Origin of the sequence: Isoptericola sp. NPDC019482, assembly GCF_040632295.1 — a bacterium.
Lineage (GTDB): Bacteria > Actinomycetota > Actinomycetes > Actinomycetales > Cellulomonadaceae > Isoptericola.
This window is the reverse complement of the sequence record NZ_JBEYBQ010000014.1, coordinates 96225-103347: the sequence shown is the minus strand read 5'-3', so window position 1 is coordinate 103347 and position 7123 is coordinate 96225. Positions and strand designations below refer to the sequence as shown.

The window sequence follows — 7123 nt, the reverse complement described above, 5'->3', positions numbered from 1 at the left end:
GCCATAGGTAGCAGGAGTCACGACCAACGCAGGACGACCGACGTCATCCTCACCAGCCAGTCCCGGACCAGCCAACCGAAGACTCACAGAGGTAGTACCGACCCGGAGGGCCGGGCGCTCCCGTTCTTCCCCGGTTCTCACGGTCGTCATGCCGCTGTCGCACGACCCCGCTACGGTGACGCCCACCACAGTCCTTGTCACCGGGAGCACCCCATGTCCTCTGCTCGGCCCAACCCCCGCCGGCGGACCGCCGGCGTCGCGTGCGTGACCCTCGCGCTCACGGGGATCACGACCGCCGGCGCCGTGTCCGCCAGCGCCGACCCGATCGTCGACGTCCAGATCCTCGCCACCAACGACTTCCACGGCCGCATCCAGGCGAACGGCAGCGAGGCCGGCGCCGCGGTGCTGGCCGGCGCCGTGCAGCAGCTGCGCGCCGAGAACCCGAACACCGTCTTCGCGGCGGCGGGCGACCTCATCGGCGCCTCGACGTTCGAGTCGTTCATCCAGCACGACAAGCCCACGATCGACGCCCTCAACGCCGCGGGCCTCGATGTGTCGGCGGTCGGCAACCACGAGCTCGACCAGGGCTACGACGACCTGATGAACCGCGTGCTGGCGCCCTACGACGCCGGGACGAACCCGTACGGCGGCGCGCAGTGGCAGTACGTGGCCGCGAACCTCAAGATGAAGGCGACCGGCGACGACGCCGTCCCCGCCACGTGGATCAAGGACTTCGGCGACGTGCAGGTCGGCTTCGTCGGCGCCGTCACGGAGGAGCTGCCCGCCCTCGTCAGCCCGGCGGGCATCGCGGACCTCGAGGTGCGCGACATCGTCGACTCGGTGAACGAGGAGACCGACGCGCTCAAGGCCGAGGGCGCCGACCTCGTCGTCATGCTGGTGCACGAGGGCGCGGAGTCCACGGACTGCGCGTCGATGCCGACCGCGGACAACGCGTTCGCCGAGATCGTCAACGACGTCAGCCCCGACGTGGACGCCATCGTCTCCGGGCACACGCACCTCGCGTACGACTGCGCGTTCCCGGTGGACGCGTGGGCCGGCGAGGCCGTGACGGAGCGCCCGGTCGTCTCCGCGGGCCAGTACGGCTACAACCTCAACCGGCTCACCTACTCGGTGGACGCCGCGACCGGCGAGCCGGTCGGCGTCGAGACCGGGATCCTGCCGCTCGCCGGGGCCTACCCGGCCGACCCGGATGTCACGACGATCGTCGCGGACGCCGTCAAGCAGGCCGACGTGCTCGGCGCGGAGCCGCTGGGCGAGATCGGCGGCGCGTTCAACCGCGCCAAGCTGTCGTCCGGCGCGGAGAACCGCGGCGGCGAGTCCACGCTCGGCAACCTCGTCGCCGAGGTGCAGCGCTGGGCCACCGAGGCCCCCGAGTCCGGCGAGGCGCAGATCGCGTTCATGAACCCGGGCGGCCTGCGCGCCGACATGGTGGGCTCCGGCACGGACGCGTTCCCCCGCACGCTCACCTACAAGCAGGCGGCCGCGGTGCAGCCGTTCGCCAACACGCTCGTCAACATGGACCTCACGGGCGAGCAGCTCAAGACGGTCCTCGAGCAGCAGTGGCAGCGCGACAAGGACGGCAACGTGCCGTCGCGGCCGTTCCTGCGGCTCGGCGTCTCCGAGGGCTTCACCTCCACCTTCGACGCGAACCGCCCCGAGGGCGACCGCATCACCGGCATGTGGCTGGACGGCGAGCCGATCGACCCGGCCGCGTCGTACTCCGTCACGGTGAACTCGTTCCTCGCCTCGGGCGGAGACAACTTCCGCGCCTTCGCGGACGGCGCGAACGCCCGCGACACGGGCAAGGCCGACCTCGCGGCGATGGTCGACTACATGGCGACCTTCGCCGCCGACGAGCCGCTCGCCGTCGACCCGGCCCAGCGCGCCGTCGGGGTCTCGTTCCCGGCCGACGCCCCCGAGGCGTACGAGCCCGGTGCGACCGTCGCGTTCGACGTCTCCTCCTGGTCGATGTCGGCGCCCGGCGACGTCACCGACCCGGAGGTCACGGTGTCCCTCGGCGACCAGGTGCTGGGCACCGCCGCCGTGGACAGCACCGCGGGCACCGAGCCGTACGACACGATCGGCACCGCGTCGGTCGCCGTCGACCTCCCCGCCGACGCCCCGGCCGGGGCCGCCGCACTCACCCTCACCGGCGCGGCGACCGGCACCGAGGTGACCGTGCCGATCGAGGTGACCGAGCCCGCCAAGGCCACGCCGACCCTCACGGTCGACGCCCCGAGGACCGCCGTGGCCTGGTTCCAGCCGGTGCGCCTCGCGGTGTCGGTCGAGACGCCGGACGGCACACCCACCGGGAAGGTCACCGCGACGGTCGACGGCAAGAAGGTCGACGCCGCCACGCTGAACAAGAAGGGCGACGCCCGCCTGTGGGCGGGACCGTTCAAGCCCGGCACCGTCGAGGTGGAGGTCCGCTACTCCGGCGACGACACCACCGAGGCCGCCACGACCACGACCACCATCCGCGTGAAGAGCCTGTGGGAGGTCATCTTCGGCAGCCTCTGACCGCGGCCGATGGAGTGACGCGGGGCCGGCTCAGCGGGCGTCGAAGGTCTCGCGGTTCGCCTCGATCGCGGGGTTGTTCGCGATGGCCCAGTCGGCGAGCGCGAGGGCGGGGCCGATGAGCGTCGCCCCGACCTCGGTGAGCTCGTACTCGACGCGCGGCGGCACCTCGGCGTAGGCGGTCCGCGTGACGAGGCCGTCCCGCTCGAGGTGTCGGAGGGTCAGCGTGAGCATGCGCTGGGAGATGCCGGGGATGCGCCGCTGGAGGTCGGTGAAGCGCAGGCGCTCGTCGTCGAGCGTCGTCACGACCAGGAGCGTCCACTTGTCGGCCACCCGGTCGAGGATCCCGCGGATCGCCTGGCCCTGGTCGCCGCGGATCCTGCACGTGTCCTCGTAGTGCGACATGACCGTCTCCTGTGCGTCACGAACAGCGGTGTGCCTTTTGTACCGACTCCGATGGTCACGGATGATGCAGCTACGCACAAGTCGTGACTATTGCGCCGCACCGTGGTCCGGCGCCCGTGAGCCGGAGGACACCATGACCGTCGCCTACTGGATCGTCGCCGCGCTGCTCGCCGTCTTCTACGGGTACGCGGGCGGCAAGAAGGTGCTGCAGGGCAAGGAGCAGCTGCGCCCGATGATGGGCTGGGTCGACACGATCCCGATGCCCGCCGTCCGGGCGATCGGGACGCTCGAGATCCTCGGGGCGATCGGCCTCGTGCTGCCCCCGCTCACCGGGGTCGCCCCGTGGCTCGCGCTCGTCGCGGCGGCGGGGTTCGGCGTGCTGCAGGTCGGGGCCACGGCGCTGCATCTCTCCCGTGGGGAGAAGAACGTCATCGGGCTCAACCTCGTCCTGGTGGTGCTGGCCGCGGCCGCGGCCTGGCTCGCCACGGTCTGGGTCGGCTGACGCCTACCAGCCGCAGGCGTCGTGCACGAGGTCGTAGACGGCGGCGCGCTGCTGGTCGGTCATCGGCACGTAGATCACGGGCTGCGGCGCGCCGTCCACCTCGGCGTGCACGGGCAGGAAGGTGCCGCGCTTGTCCTCGGCGACGACGTGCGGGTCGCACCGCGCGGGCACGACGTCGAGCACCACGCGGCCGTCGCCGGCCAGGTCGTCGCCCGCCCAGGCGGTCCCGGCGGCGGGGGAGAGCAGCGTGGTGCCGGAGACCTCCGCGAGCCGCACGTCGGGGCCGCCGGGCACGGGCTCGACGGCGAGGGTGATGCGGCCGCCGGGGGCCTCGCCGTCGGGCGTGGGCACGTCGCCGCCGCGGACCTCGGTGACGCGCAACGTGACGCCGGAGGCGACGAGGCGCTCGGCGCACGCCTCGTGATGGACGGCGGCGAGCCGGGCCAGCGGGTCGACCACCTCGACCTCGACGGCGGTCCCCGCCGCGGTGGTGTCGCCGGTCGGCCATCCCGCTGCCACGACCACGGTCGCCGTCGCGACCGGCGTCCGCTGGGCCTCCGCGCCCGTCAGGGCCGCGGGGGGCTCGGCGTCGCAGTCGATCTCCCCGAGCCGCAGCCGCACGTCGCGCCCCACGCCGGGAGGGACCTCGCGGGCGCGGGCGGTGCCGTCGGGGCTGCTGGGCCCGTAGCCCGGGGCGTCGAGGGTGCCACCGAGCAGCGTCACCGCGTGGTCGGAGCCGTTGACGACGTGCAGCTTCGCCCGGCGGTCGGCGTACTGCGTGCGGTCCTGCCGCAGCTCGGCCGTCAGGTGCTGCGCGACGCCGCTCGGCAGCGGGGCGGCGTCGTCGCCCGCGGGGGTGCAGGCGGCGAGAGCGGCGGATGCCGCGACGACGGAGACCGCAGCGAGCCCCACGACGCTGCGGGTGCGCACGTCACAGCCCTTCCGCCGAGGACGAGCGGGCGGGGCGGTCGATGACGCGGGTCATGACCAGCGACGTGCGCGTCTTGTCCACGCGGGCGCTGGCGCGGATGGCCTCGACGGTGCGCTCCACGTCGGCCATGTTCCCGGCCATGATCTGCACCATCGCGTCGGCCTCGCCGGTCACGGTGTCGACCCGCACGATCTCGGGGATGGTCGCCAGGTCGCGGCGCAGCGTGGCGGGGGAGACGTTGCCGCGGCAGAACAGCTCCACGTACGCCTCGACGCCCCACCCCAGCTCCTCCGGTGCGACCCGCACCGTGAACCCGGTGATCTCGCCGCGGGCCAGCATGACGTCCACCCGCCGCTTCACCGCCGGCGCGGACAGCCCGACGTCGGCGCCGATGTCGGCGTAGGTCGCGCGCCCGTCGCGCAGCAGGTGGCCGACGATCCTCCGGTTCAGCGCGTCCATGACATCACCATGCCGCCACCATGCCCGATCTCTTCAGCTCTCGCGCACGATCCATCCGGTCAGGCCCCGGAACGCGCAACGGATCGCGCGTGGGGCGCAACGACCGCGGCCCTAGCGTCCCGGTCATGACGGCCCTCACCACGCCGACGACGACGTCGGCCACGGTTCCCCAGCCCGCGGGCGCGGAGCGCACGGCGACCCCGCGCCGCTTCCTCATGTGCCCGCCCACCTACTTCGACGTGGTCTACGAGATCAACCCGTGGATGGACCTCGGCGTGCCGGTCGACGCCGGCCGCGCCCTCGCGCAGTGGGAGCGCCTGCGTGCCACGTACGAGGCCCACGGCCACCGTGTCGACGTGATCGACCCCGTGCCCGGCCTGCCCGACATGGTGTATGCCGCGAACGGCGGCGTCATGCTCGACGGCCGCGCCCTGGCGGCCCGGTTCACCTACCCGGAGCGGCGCCCCGAGGGGATCGCCTATGAAAAGTGGTTCGCCAGCGCCGGCGACGGCGTCGTCAGCCTCGGCCAGGCGTCCGAGCAGAACGAGGGCGAGGGTGACCTGCTGCTCGCCGGCGACGTCATGCTGGCCGGCACCGGCTTCCGCACCTCCCGCGCCGCGCACGCCGAGGTCGCCGCGCTGCTCGGTGCCGAGGTCGTGACCCTCGAGCTCGTGGACGCCCGCTACTACCACCTCGACACGGCGCTCGCGGTGCTCGACGGCGGCCCGTCGCCGCTGGTCGCGTACCTGCCGGAGGCGTTCACCCCCGCCTCGCAGGCCGTGCTCGCCGAGCGCTACCCGGACGCGATCCTCGCCACCCCGGAGGACGCCGCGGTGCTCGGCCTCAACGCCGTCTCCGACGGGCGGCACGTGTTCCTCACCGACCGCGCCACCGGCATGCACGCCCGGCTGCGCGAGCGGGGCTTCGAACCCGTCGGGGTCGACCTGTCCGAGCTGCTCAAGGGCGGCGGCTCGGTGAAGTGCTGCACCCTCGAGCTGCGCCCCGCCGTCGCCGCTCCCGAGAGCCAGGAGGCCCGCGCATGACTGCATCCACGAGCAGGCCGACGAGCAGGCCCACGAGCAGGCCCACGAGCAGCGTCCCGTTCCTCGACGTCGCGTCCATGGCGCGCTGGGTGGCGCACCGCGGCCCGGAGGCCGTCATCTCGCGCCTCGTGGACGCGCTGGAGGTCGACTTCGCCCGCTGGCCCGACCTCGACAAGCGGCCGCGGATCGCGTCGCACTCGCGCGACGGCGTCATCGAGCTCATGCCGACGTCCGACGACGTCACCTACGGCTTCAAGTTCGTCAACGGCCACCCCCGGAACCCGGTGCGCGGCCACCAGACCGTCACGGCGTTCGGCGTCCTCGCCGACGTGCGCACCGGCTACCCCACGTTCCTCGCCGAGATGACGCTGCTCACCGCGCTGCGGACGGCGGCGACGTCGGCGCTCGCCGCGCGCTATCTGGCGCGCGCCGGCTCGCGCACCCTCGCGCTGATCGGCGCGGGCTCGCAGTCGGAGTTCCAGGCCCTGGGGATGCGCGCGGCGCTCGGCATCACGCACCTGCGCGTCTGGGACACCGACCCTGGCGCGCAGGCCAAGCTCGCCCGGCACGCGCGCGCCCTCGGCTTCGAGGTGCACGAGGCGACCAGCGGGGAGGACGCCGTCACGGGCGCCGACGTGATCACCACCTGCACGGCGGACAAGGCGAACGCGACCGTGCTCACCCACGACATGGTGTTCCGCCTCGCCCACCCGGGCGTGCACGTCAACGCCATCGGCGGCGACTGCCCCGGCAAGACCGAGCTCGACCCGGCGATCCTGCGCGACGCCGAGGTGTTCGTCGAGTTCGAGCCGCAGACCCGGGTCGAGGGCGAGATCCAGCAGACGCCGGACCTCGTCGTCACCGAGCTGTGGGAGGTCGTGGCCGGACGCCGCGACGGGCGGCGCGGCGCACCCGCCGCCGGAGGGCCCGGCGAGGCGTTCGCGCGGCACGCGGGCGACCGGCACACCCCGGACGACACCACCGTGACGGTCTTCGACTCCGTCGGCTTCGCCGTCGAGGACTGGGCGGCGCTGCGGTTCGTGCGCGACGACGTCCCCGCCGGCCTGCTGCAGCAGCTGGACCTCGTCGCCGAGCCGGAGGACCCGAAGGACCTCTACTCGCTGGTGCTCGCCGCCCAGGAGGACGACCGTGCGGACGCCCGCCGCGCCCTGGACCGGCTCATGGGCCTGGCCGGGCGCGGGCACGTCGAGGCGTTCGCGGCCGCCCCGTCCTGACCGGCGCCGG

At 73.6% G+C, this 7123-nt stretch carries 7 protein-coding genes; 4 read left to right on the top strand and 3 right to left on the bottom strand.

The annotated features are described in order from the left end of the window. The first annotated feature begins 213 nt into the window (after positions 1 to 213). Positions 214 to 2541 carry a bifunctional UDP-sugar hydrolase/5'-nucleotidase gene (locus ABZ493_RS11665; RefSeq protein WP_430582330.1) on the top strand — a complete coding sequence of 776 codons (2328 nt, stop codon included), beginning with the start codon at positions 214 to 216 and terminating at the stop codon, positions 2539 to 2541. 30 nt (positions 2542 to 2571) lie between these two features. On the opposite strand, the gene ABZ493_RS11660 is transcribed toward ABZ493_RS11665, so the two are convergent. Continuing rightward, entirely contained in the window at positions 2572 to 2943 is a 372-nt protein-coding gene (locus ABZ493_RS11660; protein ID WP_430582329.1) for a helix-turn-helix domain-containing protein, read from the bottom strand. Between the two features lie 133 nt (positions 2944 to 3076). Between ABZ493_RS11660 and ABZ493_RS11655 the strand changes: the two genes are divergently transcribed. Next, positions 3077 to 3445, top strand: coding sequence for a DoxX family protein (locus tag ABZ493_RS11655; protein ID WP_430582328.1), 369 nt, complete (start codon positions 3077 to 3079; stop codon positions 3443 to 3445). Positions 3446 to 3448: 3 nt separating this feature from the next. Here the strand turns inward: ABZ493_RS11655 and ABZ493_RS11650 are convergent, their stop codons facing one another. Both ABZ493_RS11650 and ABZ493_RS11645 read right to left on the bottom strand, forming a co-directional pair. Next, positions 3449 to 4375: a hypothetical protein gene (locus ABZ493_RS11650; RefSeq protein WP_430582327.1), complete on the bottom strand. Its 927-nt coding sequence runs from the start codon at positions 4373 to 4375 to the stop codon at positions 3449 to 3451. A gap of 1 nt (position 4376) precedes the next feature. After that, on the bottom strand, positions 4377 to 4835 hold the full coding sequence (locus ABZ493_RS11645; RefSeq protein WP_430582326.1) for an Lrp/AsnC family transcriptional regulator: 459 nt from the start codon (positions 4833 to 4835) through the stop codon (positions 4377 to 4379). Between the two features lie 125 nt (positions 4836 to 4960). On the opposite strand from ABZ493_RS11645, the gene ddaH reads away from it, so the two are divergent. Together ddaH and ABZ493_RS11635 are read left to right on the top strand one after the other, a co-directional pair. After that, the gene (gene ddaH / locus ABZ493_RS11640) at positions 4961 to 5878 is read left to right on the top strand and encodes a dimethylargininase (RefSeq protein ID WP_430582325.1); all 918 of its coding nucleotides are present in this window, start codon (positions 4961 to 4963) and stop codon (positions 5876 to 5878) included. Continuing rightward, positions 5875 to 7113 (top strand): ornithine cyclodeaminase, encoded by a 1239-nt coding sequence (locus ABZ493_RS11635; RefSeq protein WP_430582324.1) that lies wholly within the window; start codon positions 5875 to 5877, stop codon positions 7111 to 7113. The genes ddaH and ABZ493_RS11635 overlap by 4 nt, the downstream gene beginning before the upstream one ends. Positions 7114 to 7123 lie beyond the last annotated feature (10 nt).